The organism is Halomonas alkaliantarctica (assembly GCF_029854215.1).
GTDB lineage: Bacteria > Pseudomonadota > Gammaproteobacteria > Pseudomonadales > Halomonadaceae > Vreelandella > Vreelandella alkaliantarctica_A.
Genome location: NZ_CP122961.1, coordinates 1,084,455 through 1,097,369, shown reverse-complemented (window position 1 = coordinate 1,097,369; position 12,915 = coordinate 1,084,455). Strand labels below are relative to the sequence as shown.

Below are 12,915 nucleotides of genomic sequence, written 5' to 3'. Positions count from 1 at the left end.
CCCCTTATTGGAACCTGGGCTAGCTCTGCGCCTTAGTAACGCTGGCAGCGTGCTATCTGGAAGTATGCGAGGGTTGCGCGAGATAAAACAGCAGCGCCGGGGCTCGCCCCGGCGCTGCTATCGCACATGGTAAAACAAAATTGACGGTTAGAAGCGGAAACCGGCTGACGCGGTAAAGGTGTCGATCTGATAGTCGCTGTCGAAGTCGTAGCGCTCGTATTCGGCACGGACCAGGAAGGGATCGAAGTTGAACTGCGCGCCGACACCGTAGACCGGATCAGTACCGTCCTGATCTTCAAGATCAACGCTGGCACCGCCAAGGTTACCGTCGACGTCGGTTTCCCACTTGGCCACACCGGCCTTAGCGAAGGCGGTAAACCAGGAGGTGATGGGCAATTGACCGACCAGACTCACCCCGTAGGCGTCTGATTCCAAATCGGTATTGGCGTCACTGTTACCCTTCAGGCGCGTACGACCGAGATCAGCATAGAAGATTTCGGTAGCGAAGTAAGGATTGAATTCGTAGCCGACGAAACCTTTAAAGACGTTGTCTTCGTCATCATCCAGATCAAAGTCTTCAGCGCCATCGGAGATGAAATTGTCGATATCATCGTCGTCGTTCTCCAACGAGCTGAAACCGGTACCGATGCCCAAATAGAGTCCATCCGCATTGGGCGCGGCGAATGCCGACGGTGCCGCAGCGAGCAGCGCGGTAGAGGCAAACGAGGCGGTAAGTAGAGTTCTGAGTTTCACGTGTATTCTCCTTGTGACGACTTGCTATGAACGATTCTATGAATCTTCAAGGTATTGAAAGGCTATCCTGCCGTGATTCACGCAATGTGACAGTCGTTTGATTCACACGCATCAACCATAGGAAAAACACTGTTCGATAACAAGGAAGATTCAGTTACGGCAGGTAAGCTTTTGTTACAAAGAAGCATTTCTACCGGAAAAGAAGAGCCGCTTCGGTCATCGACTCAGAGCAGAAAAAGGTTCATCAAAGAGACCCTGCGAGAACCGTTTGAAGGGATGTGGCAAACCAGCGCCACTCAAACAAAGCCTCGCCGTTTACTGGTCTCGGCGAATCAACGAAGTACCCGAATGGTTTAAAGTCACAGATAAAGCTTTGCTTATTGCTGAACATCGGTACCACTACTGATTTAACGCAGACAACACCCGCGGCTGCGCAATGGCAGCGAAGCCGCACTGGAGTAGACGTCGCTACGCCACAGGCAACGATTCACTGCTGCCCCATTCGGCCCAGAAACCGTCGTACAGCGACAGCTGAGCATACCCGGCCAGCTCGGCCGCCAGTAGAATGATGCAGGCGGTGATGCCGGAACCACAAGAAAACACCAACTGGTGCCCGTTGCTGGGCTGAAGGGAGGGAGCGAGGAGAGCAAACGTTGACGCCAGTTGGCTGGCTGGCTTGAATCGATACCCCTCCAACACCTCTGTAAACGGCAGGTTGAGAGAATTGGGAATGTGGCCACCGCGCACACCAGGCCTGGGTTCTGGCGCTTGCGCCAGGAAACGCGCCTTTGATCGCGCATCGATGACCGTTACTCGCTCGTCCTCCAGATGCTGGAAAACGTAGGCAGAATCTCGCACCAGAGTGTGGTCGAGTTTGCCAACCACGCTGCCATGCTTGGCCGCCTCTGCCACCGAAGCAGAATCGACCTCACGCCCTTCGGCCAACCACTGCGGCAGGCCGCCATCCAGAACAAACACCTGTTTGAGGCCCATAGCCCTCAGAATCCACCAAGCGCGTGGTGCCGAATAAATACCCTGATCGTCGTACAACACCACCAGGCTATCGGGCTCGATGCCCAACCTACGGACCTCCGCCGTGAACTGCTCTTCTGTCGGGAAGGCGTGGGCTTGGGAAGCTCCGGTATCGCAAAGCGTTCCTTCCATGTCTATTCGGAAACTTCCCGGGATTAACATCGGACGGTCATAAATGATCGGCTCCTTGCCAACGACATTGGCCATGCTAGCGTCGATCAGTACCAAATGTTCGTTATCCAGATTCTCCTGCAGCCAGTCGGTGGTCACGAGAGGGGAAGGCATGGCGTTCTCCGGTTAGGTCATTATGTAACAGTACATGATCGCGGACGGGCGCAACTAGCAAGTTGACGCGGACCGCGTCATCCGCAGCTGATCGACGAACTACAGAGCGCTGGGCGTGCCGATTGAATCGGGTGCGGGAGCCGTATTCATATCGCCTTTTCTCCACTAATAACTGACGCAGGCGAGGATTTTAGCATCCGCCCCAAACCTCGCAATCAGGCCTGATATTATTCGGGACTACTTACCTCGCAGCCGCAATATCCTCATCTGAGGATATTGCAGCACCCTAACATTTGAATTAAGGGGCGCCGTTAGGCGTCCCGCTTGAATGATGGGTTAGGCGCCATTTAGCAATGCAACATAGATCACCGAAGCAATGAGACTCAATGCGCTCCGTACACCATGGAGCTTGCCCCACTTCTCCAATAGGCCTCGAGTTTCAGTTGTGGAAAGGTCGCGGCCAGGTGCTAGCAGCTCGTTATTCGTTGGCATGATAACGATGAAGGTAAACGGAACGACTGCGCCAATAAAGAGTGCACCTATAAGCCACATTGCTCCGCCACCGAGTAGCCACACTGTGACCCCAGCGAAGAGACCCACAATCGCTAGAGATGCTTGCATGAGTGTGGCTCTTTCGTAGCTTGGCGCCCACACGGTCGCAGCAGTTTTGGTATCGCAGCCCATCCTGGCAGGATGTTCAACGAGGTTAATGTAGACGGCTGCTCCGGCGAACAGACAAGTACTTAGTGTGGCCAGGAATTGTAATGTATGCATTACGATGGTCCTCGGTGTTTTTGTGGCGCCTAACGCCTAAGCTCAGGTAGTTTGATCCGGTGCTACGGCTTGGCGTAGCAAAACCGAGTAGCGGGTCAAACGTCACCTGCAGCGATTTGTTAGATTTCGGCAATATCAGTGGACAGTATATTTAACTAATGCTTCCGGGATGCGATCAGTCCAAGGCTTTTCGGCCCGTAGCGCGAATTACATATACCGCCCCCGGATCACCGAAGATGTACTGATCGACGCATCGGCCGCAACTGACAGGCCCCGGCGTGGCCAGGTTCGTTCAACGCCCCGTCGCTCGTCGAAGACATTCTGTTGCCCACGCAATAGCCGGGTCCCGTGCCGCCCGTCCGTGCCAAATCACGCAGTAATGGATCTCGCCCGCCTGCGGGAAATCGATCACGGCGAGATCTGCCAACGGCGCAACGAGTTCCGCCGCCCGCCGGGGCAGACAAAGCACGCGTTCGGACTGACCGATGAGCAGCGGGCTGGAAAGAAAATATGGCGTTATGGTATCCCCCGGACCTCGTGCTCGGCCATGGAGTGCCAACGGGTCGTCGATCGCTGTGGCACTGCCTTCGGGGTAGAGCAGAACCACTCGGGGCAACTCGGCGAGTCGTGACGGCGCAATGTGGCCGTCGCCGTCTCGATGCGCCAAAACCGGATGATCGTGCCGCACGACGCAGGCGAAGCGTTCGGTGAACAGACTCTCGTGATGGAATCCTGGCGGCACTGCCTCATCGGTATAGAGCGCGAAGTCGAGTCTGCCCTCCTCCAATTCGACCAGCGTTTTACTCTCCCAAGCGCGTAAATCCAGCGATACGCCCGGCGCTTCGCAGGCGGTTACACGCGCAAACTCCCTAATCACGACTGCCGCGCCATAGTCGGTCGTTGCCACTCGCAGGACACGCTCCGAGGATGAGGGGTCGAAGCTCGGCGGCTGAAACAAGCGGTCTTCTGCGGCGATCACCTCGGCCAGTTGCGACATCAAAGCCTCTGCGCGCGCGGTGCGCACGTAACCACCGCCCTGAGTACGCACCAACAGTGGGTCGTCTCCCAACGCACGACGCAGCTGCGCCAGCAGCCGGCTTGCGGCGGGTTGGCTCAACCCCATCGTCTCGCCAGCGCGCGTCACGCTACGCAGACTCAGTACCTGCGCCAGAAAACGCAGTGAACGTAAATGAAGGTGGCCTGTCGCGTGATCATTCACTTTTTGCATGGTGCTCTACCGTAATTCGTCATTCCCAGAATGCAAGACCTCTGGCTAAATTAATCGCAGACAACATGGCATCGCCCTGAAACGCACCAGAGGATCGAGTTCATGCAGCCACAGCCAGAAGACGACATCACTCAGACCCTGAAGGCCATGGCCAAGGGGTGGAGTCAGCCCGGGCGCTCACCCGTGCTCAGGACACCGGCAGATGAGGGACTTGCCTTCGAGAATGTGACCTTTCCGTCACAGGATGGGGTGCCCCTCGAAGCATGGTACATCCCTTGCCCCGACTCTCGTCGACTCGTCATCGTCAATCATCCACTGACGTTCAACCGCTATGGCCTGGCCAGCCACTTGGAACCGTGGCGATCCTTCGGCGCCGCCGGCGGTAACATCTTTGAAGTCGATTATGTGGCCGACTATCGCATACTTCACGAGGCAGGTTATCACGTGCTCACCTACGATGAGCGCAACTTCGGGTTGAGCGGATCTGCCAATGGCGGACTCAATAGCGGTGGTCGATTCGAGGCGCGCGACGTGATCGGCTCACTGCGCTACGTGCGCTCGCGGGCCGATCTCGAAGGCGTGACAGTAGGGCTGTTTTCGCGCTGCAACGGCGCCAACGCGACGCTCTTCGCGATCCATACCGAACCGCAGGAATTCGACAAAGTGCGCTGCCTGGTGCTCTGTCAGCCGCTGTCGATCAGCTCGGTCATGCGTCGCGAATTGGAAATGATGAATCTAGTCAATCACCTCGATACGCTAGAACGCGAGGTGCAACTCGCCTCCAGTTTCACCTTCGACCAGATGTCGCCCAACGACTGGGCGCGCAGCGTTCACACGCCGACATTCATATATCAGGTGCACGACGACCTGATGACCACCCCCGCCGATGTCCAAGCCACCTTCGACTCGCTTCCGATTGAAGAGAAGTCGCTGCACTGGATACACGGCACCAAGGCCCGGTGGGATGGCTACCTGGAGTTCCAGCGCCGCCCCGAGCCGATGCTCAACTGGCTCAACAGGTACATGACATGAAGGCTGCGAATGTCGAATCCGATGCTGCTCGCTTCGAAGCCTTGCGGGCTGAAACCGATGAGCATCGTCAGCGTCACGGTTGCAATGCCTATGTGTTCGAGGACGGCGCTGGACTTTTGGCATTGGCAAGAGCAGAGCGCCCCGAGCGTATTCTCGAGCTGGGTACAGCGATCGGCTATACCGCTTGCCTGCTGGCAAGTGCAGAAGATCGTACTCAGGTAGATACCATCGAGCGCGATCCCTGTCACGTGGCTTTAGCTCGTGAGAACCTTGAGGCCGCTGGATTCGCAGAACGGGTCCGCGTTCACCACGGCGATTTTTTCGACGTTCTCGCTGATCTGCCCGGCCCTTACGATCTCGCATTCTTCGATGGTCTTGCCCCATCGCTGTCGCTCATCGAGCACCTGTACGAACGGCTCAAGCCGAATGGACTGCTCATCTGCGGCAACCTGTGTCTTGCACAGGGTGCCAATCAGCGCCTGCTCGACGCCGAGTTCGCGTACGCCGAACGCTGGCATATCGATGGCCATATCGAAAATGGAGCCACGTCGCTGATACGCAAGAACGGCGGCTCGACTTGACGCGGATCTCACCGGGATTCGCCTCAATCCTCTGTTGACAATGCCCTGACACTGACACACGTCAACATGTTCACTTTCTCAACCAACCCAGGAACCGACCCATGAACCATGATGAGAGACAGATTCGCGCGTTGCGCGCAGAATGGAAAGCTGCAGTGCAGTCACGCGATCTTGACCGAACGATGGCCACCTATTACCCAGGAGAAGAGTATCTCGGCTTCGATGTAATGCCACCCTTCTGCTTTGAAGGCTGGGAGTCCTTCCGCCAAAATTGGATCACCTTCTTCGAGATGTTCGACGAAGACCCCGTATTCGAGTTCAAGGACATGAAGATTCATTGTTCCGGCGATGTCGCCTTCACCACCGGCTTCACCCGCTTCATTGGTTCTGTGGCCGGCAACAAGATCGATCTGTGGACCCGTGAGACCATCGGTTTGCGGAAGCTGGATGGCCAATGGCTGATGATTCACGACCACGTGTCGGTACCCATCGACCTGGACACCGGCGTCGGTGTGACCAATTACCGTCCCTGAGCGCTCCCATCGACGCCGTCGCGTATGAAGGCATAATCACGAAGAAGAACATGTGCCACAACCAGCTAGTGGGCATATCTTTCAAGAGTCATAACGTATCCTCGTGATGTCTAAAGCCACGTTAAGTAGTGAGCAACGCTACCACCTATACCTCAGCTACTGCACCGTAAACACAAAACCCAACCTTGGGCTGAGAACCCCAAGCGTTGGGAACCTGCCTTAAACGCCTTGTTATGGTGATTTACTTTAGGCTTGCTTGAATGATTAGCAACTCAATTTCACTGTCCGAGGTATTAACCAAACCATGGGTGCCAAAACGTTTATTAACTATCATATCTCCTGAAGCCACTTTTCTTTCCTCACCTTCAATGGTCATAGTGCCTTCACCTTTCAAAATGATATACATTTCTTCATCATCTCCATGAGTATGCTCGCCCATGGAGCTGCCCGCTGGCATGACAACACGAATAGCGAAATCCCATGCACCATCAAAATCTTTACGCCTGAACGCACGATAGATGTCTATTGATCCTTCGCCATCATGACTATTTTCATCCACTTCTTTATCGCAAGTATAAAAATTACGTATCACCTTTCCCGAACTCCTTTCCGATTGTTTCCCGCAGATATGCTGAGCGCTTCAACGCACTGCTAAGGGGTGAGCAACGTAACTACCAACTCAACGCATAGCGCCGTAATCACGAAAACCGCCGCACAACAAAAATGTCACGCGTATTAAAGAAATCGACTTTTATTGACTGGAAGAAGTCAAGATCGCTCAGAATGTAACTTCCCTCCTTTAGCCCAATGCTCGTCGTCAAAATCTTGTAAAAAAATTGTGACTGCCTCGGGGCTTGTTCCATATGCTTCTGAAAATGCTTCGGTTATCCGCTGCACTAAGAGTTCACGCTGCTCTTTAGTTCTGCCTGGAGACTGCTGAACGGTTACGATTGGCATATAGATACCCTAATAAAATCCAAGATATATAGGTTTAAATGAGGCAGGCTGCACCACCTTATTAAACCTTACGACCAGTTCATTTAAGTTATGTAAACCCTAGCACGACTCTACTCCACTTTTTCACAACCAAGCAAAGCCTAATTCGGCAGCATTACCCTTCCCCTTGCATCTCCCCCACCCGCCTCCTACACTCCATCAACGAACAGCTTGACGGGGTGCCGGTGATATCCGGCTGAGATGGCGCAGGGTGTGCATTTTGCTACCAAGCGCTGGTCCCGCTGAACCTGATCCGGCTAATGCGCAGCTTTTTTAAGAGCGGCGCGGGTACCGGCGTAGGGATCAAGCGATGGCCATGGCTAGCTCTCACGATTGCACGCCACCTCTCTGCGCCATTTTCTCGATCTCTCCCGCCTGCCCTCCGGATCATTACCACCGGAGGCAACATGGGCTACCGCTTTACTGATCTCACCACCGCCTGCCAGGACGATTGGCGCGCCTATATTGAGCACGATTTTGTGCGTCAACTAGGCAACGCCACGCTGCCTGAAGCGTCGTTTCGCCACTACCTGAAGCAGGACTACCTGTTTTTGATCCACTTCGCCCGCGCCTATGCGCTGGCCGCCTACAAAAGCCCCACCCTGGCGGATTTGCGTCAAGCCCATGAAGGCCTGAAAGCCATTGTGGATGTGGAGCTGGGCCTGCACGTGGGCTTTTGCCAGGAGTGGGGGATTTCCGAGCAAGAACTGGAGGAGCTTCCCGAAGCCCGCGCAACGCTTGCCTACACCCGATACGTATTGGATACCGGCAACCGAGGCGACTTGCTTGATTTGCATGTGGCGCTGGCTCCCTGTCTGGTCGGCTACGGCGAAATCGCCAACTGGCTGAACGACCAACCTTCTACCCTGCGCGGCAGCCAAAACCCTTATGACGCATGGATTGCCATGTACGAAGGCGAAGAGTTTCAGGCCGCCATGCAAACGGAGCTTGAGTGGCTGAATGCCCGCCTTGCCGACGTTACTCCCGCCCGCTTTGCCGAACTGAGCAAGATCTTCCGCGATGCCACCCGCCTGGAAATCGACTTCTGGCAGATGGGCCTAGAGCTAATAGACGAAGACCTCACACATTAATGACTAACAACTAAAAGGAATCTAATCATGAGCAAAACAAGCCATTTTCTAGCCGAAACCGCCCAGGTCGATGCCGCCGCCATTCAGCCGCTACCCGGCTCGCGGAAGGTGTACGTCGAAGGCTCCCAGCCGGAAATCCGTGTGCCGTTTCGGGAGATCACCCTGTCACCGACCAAAACCACCGGCATCGATGAAGAGAACCCGCCGCTACTGGTATACGACACCTCCGGCCCTTACACCGACCCCGATGCGCAGATCGATCTACGCCGTGGCTTACCGGAGCTACGTCGTGTCTGGATCGAAGCGCGAGACGACACTGAATTTCTATCAGGCCCCACGTCTGATTATGGCAACCGCCGCGCCAACGACCCCACCCTTGCCCAACTGCGCTTTGATCTAACACGCACCCCACGCCGGGCAAAGCCGGGTAAAAACGTAACCCAGCTGCACTACGCCCGCCAGGGCATTATTACGCCGGAAATGGAGTTTATCGCACTGCGCGAAAACCAGCGTCGCCAAACGCTGGGGACCGCTGAGGTGGAGCGGATTCTGGGCCACCAGCATAAAGGTCAAAGCTTTGGCGCCAGCTTGCCGGAGGAAATCACCCCAGAGTTCGTTCGCGATGAAGTCGCTAGAGGGCGGGCCATTATTCCCAATAACATCAACCACCCGGAAAGCGAGCCGATGATCATTGGCCGCAACTTCCTGGTCAAGATCAACGGCAACCTGGGTAACTCGGCGGTGACGTCTTCCATTGAGGAGGAGGTGGATAAGATGACCTGGGGTATCCGCTGGGGCGCGGATACCATTATGGATCTCTCCACCGGGCAGAACATCCACGAAACCCGCGAGTGGATTCTGCGCAACTCGCCGGTGCCGATTGGTACGGTGCCTATCTATCAGGCGCTGGAGAAGGTCAATGGCGTGGCCGAAGACCTCACCTGGGAAGTCTTCCGCGATACGCTGATTGAGCAGGCCGAACAGGGTGTGGACTACTTCACCATTCATGCAGGGGTGCTGCTACGCTATGTGCCGCTCACCGCCAAGCGGGTCACCGGCATTGTCAGCCGCGGCGGCTCGATCATGGCCAAGTGGTGTTTGTACCATCACCAGGAGAGCTTCCTGTATACCCATTTCGAGGAGATCTGCGAGATCTGCAAGCAGTACGATGTGGCGTTCTCCCTCGGCGATGGCCTGCGCCCCGGCTCGGTGGCCGATGCCAACGACGAAGCACAAATGGCGGAACTCAAGACCCTCGGCGAGCTGACCCATATCGCCTGGAAACATGATGTGCAGGTGATGATTGAAGGCCCCGGCCACGTGCCCATGCACCTGGTGAAAGAGAACATGGACAAGCAGCTGGAGTACTGCGACGAAGCGCCCTTCTATACGCTTGGCCCACTAGTGACGGATATCGCCCCCGGCTACGACCACATTACTTCTGGCATAGGGGCGGCGATGATCGGCTGGTTTGGCTGCGCCATGCTCTGCTACGTCACCCCGAAAGAGCATTTGGGTCTGCCAAACAAAGATGATGTCAAAACGGGCATCATTACCTACAAGATTGCCGCCCATGCGGCGGATCTTGCCAAGGGTCACCCGGCAGCGCAGCGGCGTGATAATGCCCTCTCCAAGGCGCGCTTCGAGTTCCGCTGGGAAGACCAGTTCAACCTGGGGCTAGACCCGGATACCGCCCGTGAGTACCACGACGAAACCCTGCCCAAGGATTCGGCCAAGGTGGCGCACTTCTGCTCCATGTGCGGGCCGAAGTTCTGCTCGATGAAGATCAGTCAGGAAGTGCGTGACTATGCCAACGAGCATGGCCTAAACGGGGATCAGGAAGCGGTAATGAAAGGCATGGAGGAGCAGGCGGAGAAGTTTCGCAACAAAGGGAGCGAGCTGTATCAGGAAGTTTAAAAGCATCTGATAAAACAGCCCTGCTGCTGACCGTGGCGCCTGAATGAAACCTCAGGCGCCATTTGCGTACCAAGCCTAAACTTGCCGTTTAATAATCAATTTCTCGTTAGCCTTGACTGAATCTGCGCTTAACGTGTGAAACGTATTTGCTATTCAAGCTTAAATTAATTATACATTGCCCGTGTGTGATTCTCATTTGCAGAGTATCCTATTCGCCACGCTTGATTTAAAACCACCAACTTGCAAAGAACTGAATTCAGATGAAAACCAACCTTTCCATGGCGGTATCCCTTGCCCTGTTAAGCACTTTACCGCTAAGTGCCTGCAGCGAAGATAACGAACCAACGGTAACTGCCACAGAGCAGGAAGCGCCGAAAACAGTCACTGCCCCCATGCTGAAATATATTCCGGCTGACTCCCCCTATTTCATGGCTACGCGTGAAACAAAGCCTGAGCAAGAGGCTTTTGATCTTTATCGGCGCATGCAGCCTATGGGGAGCCTTGATGCTGATCTGGATGAACTACGCGAGACACTGCCGGATATAGAAGACGAAGTGCAGCGTTCGTTGATGACGCTGTTAATCTCCATGGGTGAAGAGCTGGACAGCGTTGAAACATTGGACGATGCCCATGCGTTGGGTCTCAAGATGGGCCCTCAGGCCGCTTTATACGGACTGGGGCTGATGCCCGTACTGCGCATGGAACTACACGATGAAGATGCCTTTCGCGAAACGCTACAGCGTATCCTGACCAAGGCAGACCTCAACCCGAGCACGGCCACCACCAACGGCACCGAATACTGGGTGCTGACGCCAGAGGGTCCCATCAAAGCAATCCTGGCCATTGACGATCAGCAACTGCTGGTTTCTATGGTACCGCAGGATGCCAGCGACGATCTGCTCGCCCAGGTGTTGGGTAAAACCCTGCCCGAGAGCAATATCGATGATACCGGTGCATTGGCAGAGCTTGAACAGCGCCATGACTTCACGCCTTACGGCGCCGGACAGATCTTCTCCTCACGTCTGTTTAATGAGCTGAGCACGCCCACGCATCAAGGTACTCAAGCGCTTATGGAAGCAGTGGATGCTGAGCCACTGGATCTATCCAGTTGCCAGGCAGATATCGACCGCATTACCAGCCGCCTCCCCGGCCTGGTAATGGGTATGCGTGAATACAATGACGAACGCATGGAGATGAACCTCATCCTGGAAACCGATGAGGATATCGTCAGCGATCTGCGTGCCCTGACCACTCAAGTTCCGGGCTTTGGCAGCGCAGGGGGAATGGCCAGCTTTGGATTGGGCCTGGACCTGCCTGTATTGACGCAGACTATTCAGAAGTATGCTCGGGAAGTGCGTGAGAATCCCTTTAGCTGTGATGAGCTACAGGATTTGAACAGCTCTTGGAACGAGATCAACATGACGGTCAACAACCCGATCACCCAGATGATGGGTTCTTCGCTGTCTGGCTTCAATGCGCGTATTGACAGCCTGGCAATGAAAAACGGCGACCCTATCGCCACCGGCGTCCTGGCCCTCGCCTCACAAAACCCTATGAGCCTGCTCTCTACAGCAAGCACCTTCTTACCTGAACTGGGGGCTCTTGGCCTTGAACCTGGTGGAGAAGCCAGGAAAATTAAAAGCACGCTGCTACCACCAGATATGCCAACGCTCTATGCCGCTATGTCTGACACAGCCATTGTGCTGGGCGCGGGCATCAGCGACTCAGCAACACTAAAAGAAGAGCTGGATGCCCCTGTATCAGAGCGCGACCTGCTGCTACATGGCCACATGAGCGGTGAGTTTTATCATTCGCTGGCTGATGTACTGGAGCAAGTACCCACGGAGGAACTGACCGAGTCTGATATTGAAATGTTCAAGCAGTACGGCGATATCTACGAGAGTATGGAGTACTGGTTCAGAGTGGATGATGCTGGCGTTGAAATGAGTTTCTCGCTGGAATTGAACTAAGTCCAGACTGTCCCAGCAATTCGGAAAACCCGCTATTGAGTGTATGAATTATCGCTGTATAAGCGCTCGTTAGCGGTTTTTTTCGTCGGCAGCCTCACCGCTGAATGTGGCGCTTGAGTTTTAAGAGACCTCAAGCGCCACTTTCAATACGCCGTCGCGCTGGTGGGAGAAGGGGAGTAAACGCCAAGGCTTGATAGCGTTCGGCCGGGCTTTAGTACGCGCAAAGCGGACTCGAACGTTTCAAGCCCAGAACGCACCGTCAATGGCAGGTTCCGGGTTCATTCCTTCAGCTATAAAGGGGTTTACCTGGAATTGCAGAATGGGCTCAGCTACCGCCCAGCATAAAACACCTACCACAGTACCAGCAGCAAACAGCATTGAAATCCAGGAGTAAAAGGTGAACTCTGGCTGTTCGCCCCCCATAGACTTAGGTTTTTAAAGTGTCTAACACCTAGCCAAATCATAAAAAGTAGTAGAACCCCACTAGCAAGACGCAATACCACTCGAGAAAAGGATTCACTAGGTTGCGTATGCGCTCCAGTACATCTGCGAGATGCTCGGTAAAAAAAGCTTCATAGCACAATGTGGCGGTCACCATGATGATGGAGATCATCGTGACCTGGACATTAATTCCTTTAAACAAACCCGAAGTGGCTTGGCGATGCATTACATCTCCTTGCTTGGCAATCTTGTATTTACCTTCACTCTCTTGGCGCAGGCAAT

At 54.8% G+C, this 12,915-nt stretch carries 15 protein-coding genes and 1 riboswitch; of the genes, 7 read left to right on the top strand and 8 right to left on the bottom strand.

From position 1 onward, the window contains the following. Positions 1-147 precede the first annotated feature (147 nt). Complete coding sequence (locus tag QEN58_RS04865; RefSeq protein WP_280106034.1) at positions 148-753, bottom strand: outer membrane beta-barrel protein; 606 nt, start codon at positions 751-753, stop codon at positions 148-150. Between the two features lie 268 nt (positions 754-1,021). Here QEN58_RS04865 and QEN58_RS04860 point away from each other — a divergent pair, with 268 nt between their 5' ends. Next, entirely contained in the window at positions 1,022-1,159 is a 138-nt protein-coding gene (locus QEN58_RS04860) for a type II toxin-antitoxin system YoeB family toxin (protein WP_280106033.1), read from the top strand. 62 nt (positions 1,160-1,221) lie between these two features. Here the strand turns inward: QEN58_RS04860 and QEN58_RS04855 are convergent, their stop codons facing one another. From QEN58_RS04855 to QEN58_RS04845, 3 genes are all read right to left on the bottom strand, one after another. Then, positions 1,222-2,070 (bottom strand): sulfurtransferase, encoded by an 849-nt coding sequence (locus QEN58_RS04855; RefSeq protein WP_280106032.1) that lies wholly within the window; start codon positions 2,068-2,070, stop codon positions 1,222-1,224. A gap of 336 nt (positions 2,071-2,406) precedes the next feature. Next, the gene (locus tag QEN58_RS04850; RefSeq protein ID WP_341870842.1) at positions 2,407-2,754 is read right to left on the bottom strand and encodes an anthrone oxygenase family protein; all 348 of its coding nucleotides are present in this window, start codon (positions 2,752-2,754) and stop codon (positions 2,407-2,409) included. Between the two features lie 382 nt (positions 2,755-3,136). Next, on the bottom strand, positions 3,137-4,072 hold the full coding sequence (locus QEN58_RS04845) for a LysR family transcriptional regulator (protein ID WP_280106030.1): 936 nt from the start codon (positions 4,070-4,072) through the stop codon (positions 3,137-3,139). A gap of 102 nt (positions 4,073-4,174) precedes the next feature. Here QEN58_RS04845 and QEN58_RS04840 point away from each other — a divergent pair, with 102 nt between their 5' ends. From QEN58_RS04840 to QEN58_RS04830, 3 genes are all read left to right on the top strand, one after another. Beyond that, positions 4,175-5,104 (top strand): alpha/beta hydrolase family protein, encoded by a 930-nt coding sequence (locus QEN58_RS04840; RefSeq protein WP_280106029.1) that lies wholly within the window; start codon positions 4,175-4,177, stop codon positions 5,102-5,104. Continuing rightward, positions 5,101-5,685, top strand: a complete 585-nt coding sequence (locus tag QEN58_RS04835) for an O-methyltransferase (protein ID WP_280106028.1) — start codon at positions 5,101-5,103, stop codon at positions 5,683-5,685. The genes QEN58_RS04840 and QEN58_RS04835 overlap by 4 nt, the downstream gene beginning before the upstream one ends. Before the next feature lie 101 nt (positions 5,686-5,786). Beyond that, positions 5,787-6,218: a YybH family protein gene (locus QEN58_RS04830; RefSeq protein ID WP_280106027.1), complete on the top strand. Its 432-nt coding sequence runs from the start codon at positions 5,787-5,789 to the stop codon at positions 6,216-6,218. Positions 6,219-6,459: 241 nt separating this feature from the next. On the opposite strand, the gene QEN58_RS04825 is transcribed toward QEN58_RS04830, so the two are convergent. Both QEN58_RS04825 and QEN58_RS04820 read right to left on the bottom strand, forming a co-directional pair. Continuing rightward, positions 6,460-6,810, bottom strand: coding sequence for a cupin domain-containing protein (locus tag QEN58_RS04825; RefSeq protein ID WP_280106026.1), 351 nt, complete (start codon positions 6,808-6,810; stop codon positions 6,460-6,462). Positions 6,811-6,986: 176 nt separating this feature from the next. Further along, positions 6,987-7,175 carry a tautomerase family protein gene (locus QEN58_RS04820; RefSeq protein WP_280106025.1) on the bottom strand — a complete coding sequence of 63 codons (189 nt, stop codon included), beginning with the start codon at positions 7,173-7,175 and terminating at the stop codon, positions 6,987-6,989. A 204-nt stretch (positions 7,176-7,379) separates the two neighbouring features. After that, positions 7,380-7,534, top strand: a riboswitch (TPP riboswitch). 87 nt (positions 7,535-7,621) lie between these two features. Between QEN58_RS04820 and tenA the strand changes: the two genes are divergently transcribed. From tenA to QEN58_RS04805, 3 genes are all read left to right on the top strand, one after another. Beyond that, on the top strand, positions 7,622-8,305 hold the full coding sequence (gene tenA / locus QEN58_RS04815) for a thiaminase II (RefSeq protein ID WP_280106024.1): 684 nt from the start codon (positions 7,622-7,624) through the stop codon (positions 8,303-8,305). Positions 8,306-8,332: 27 nt separating this feature from the next. After that, positions 8,333-10,222 carry a phosphomethylpyrimidine synthase ThiC gene (thiC, locus tag QEN58_RS04810; RefSeq protein ID WP_280106023.1) on the top strand — a complete coding sequence of 630 codons (1,890 nt, stop codon included), beginning with the start codon at positions 8,333-8,335 and terminating at the stop codon, positions 10,220-10,222. 260 nt (positions 10,223-10,482) lie between these two features. Continuing rightward, positions 10,483-12,192, top strand: a complete 1,710-nt coding sequence (locus QEN58_RS04805; RefSeq protein WP_280106022.1) for a hypothetical protein — start codon at positions 10,483-10,485, stop codon at positions 12,190-12,192. A 240-nt stretch (positions 12,193-12,432) separates the two neighbouring features. Here the strand turns inward: QEN58_RS04805 and QEN58_RS04800 are convergent, their stop codons facing one another. Together QEN58_RS04800 and QEN58_RS04795 are read right to left on the bottom strand one after the other, a co-directional pair. Continuing rightward, the gene (locus QEN58_RS04800) at positions 12,433-12,570 is read right to left on the bottom strand and encodes a BCCT family transporter (protein ID WP_280106021.1); all 138 of its coding nucleotides are present in this window, start codon (positions 12,568-12,570) and stop codon (positions 12,433-12,435) included. An 82-nt stretch (positions 12,571-12,652) separates the two neighbouring features. After that, complete coding sequence (locus QEN58_RS04795; protein WP_280106020.1) at positions 12,653-12,859, bottom strand: hypothetical protein; 207 nt, start codon at positions 12,857-12,859, stop codon at positions 12,653-12,655. Positions 12,860-12,915: the final 56 nt, after the last annotated feature.

Excerpts from the sequence above, each read along its gene's own strand:
- QEN58_RS04805 (WP_280106022.1), top strand. The coding sequence starts at position 10,483 with ATGAAAACCAACCTTTCCATGGCGGTATCCCTTGCCCTGTTAAGCACT.
- thiC (WP_280106023.1), top strand. The coding sequence starts at position 8,333 with ATGAGCAAAACAAGCCATTTTCTAGCCGAAACCGCCCAGGTCGATGCC.
- QEN58_RS04800 (WP_280106021.1), bottom strand. The coding sequence starts at position 12,570 with ATGCTGTTTGCTGCTGGTACTGTGGTAGGTGTTTTATGCTGGGCGGTA.
- QEN58_RS04830 (WP_280106027.1), top strand. The coding sequence starts at position 5,787 with ATGAACCATGATGAGAGACAGATTCGCGCGTTGCGCGCAGAATGGAAA.
- QEN58_RS04795 (WP_280106020.1), bottom strand. The coding sequence starts at position 12,859 with ATGCATCGCCAAGCCACTTCGGGTTTGTTTAAAGGAATTAATGTCCAG.
- QEN58_RS04845 (WP_280106030.1), bottom strand. The coding sequence starts at position 4,072 with ATGCAAAAAGTGAATGATCACGCGACAGGCCACCTTCATTTACGTTCA.
- tenA (WP_280106024.1), top strand. The coding sequence starts at position 7,622 with ATGGGCTACCGCTTTACTGATCTCACCACCGCCTGCCAGGACGATTGG.
- QEN58_RS04855 (WP_280106032.1), bottom strand. The coding sequence starts at position 2,070 with ATGCCTTCCCCTCTCGTGACCACCGACTGGCTGCAGGAGAATCTGGAT.
- QEN58_RS04840 (WP_280106029.1), top strand. The coding sequence starts at position 4,175 with ATGCAGCCACAGCCAGAAGACGACATCACTCAGACCCTGAAGGCCATG.
- QEN58_RS04835 (WP_280106028.1), top strand. The coding sequence starts at position 5,101 with ATGAAGGCTGCGAATGTCGAATCCGATGCTGCTCGCTTCGAAGCCTTG.
- QEN58_RS04820 (WP_280106025.1), bottom strand. The coding sequence starts at position 7,175 with ATGCCAATCGTAACCGTTCAGCAGTCTCCAGGCAGAACTAAAGAGCAG.
- QEN58_RS04850 (WP_341870842.1), bottom strand. The coding sequence starts at position 2,754 with ATGGGCTGCGATACCAAAACTGCTGCGACCGTGTGGGCGCCAAGCTAC.